Genomic DNA, 656 nt, shown 5'->3' on the forward strand with positions numbered 1-656 from the left:
TGGCGATTATATACTTGACAAACCCACGGGTATTTCCTATCTCTAATTCATAGAGTTAAAGGAAAATACCATGTCTGTTCTATCCGCTCCATACATGCACGACGAAGCCGCAGCTTTCGCGCACGTTGAAAGCATCATCTGGGCCAATGGAACAGTTTGCCCGCACTGTGGTGTTTGTGACCGCGCATATAGGCTGGAAGGTGTTCGCACCAAGCCATCTAAGAAGAACCCCGAAGGCAAAGAGCGTCATGGCCTGTGGAAGTGCCGCGATTGCCGTGGCCAGTTCACAGTGCGCAAAGGTACGATCTTCGAGGAAAGCCACCTGCCGCTTCACCTGTGGCTGCAAGCCATTCACCTTATGGTATCCAGCAAGAAAGGCATCAGCAGCCACCAGCTTCACCGCGTTCTGGGCATCACCTACAAGTCCGCGTGGTTCCTGACCCACCGCATCCGCGAGTGTATGCGTGACGGCGCGCTGGCTGGCTTTGGTGGTGACGGTGGTATTGTCGAGGTGGACGAGACGTTCATTGGCAAAGAACCCGGCGTGACCAAGGCAAAGAACGCACGTGGCTACGCACACAAGATGAAAATGGTCACTCTGGTGGATCGCACCACCAAGCGCGCCAAGTCTATCGTTGTGGACGACCTCAAGAAGT

General features: G+C 54.3%; 1 protein-coding gene. It reads left to right on the forward strand.

The genetic code is table 11. The features are described from left to right. Positions 1–70 precede the first annotated feature (70 nt). Positions 71–656, forward strand: a 586-nt coding sequence (locus Q1A53_RS23350) for an IS1595 family transposase (RefSeq protein ID WP_299971812.1), incomplete at its 3' end; no start/stop codon positions are given.

Source organism: uncultured Roseobacter sp., from assembly GCF_947496515.1.
Lineage (GTDB): Bacteria > Pseudomonadota > Alphaproteobacteria > Rhodobacterales > Rhodobacteraceae > Roseobacter.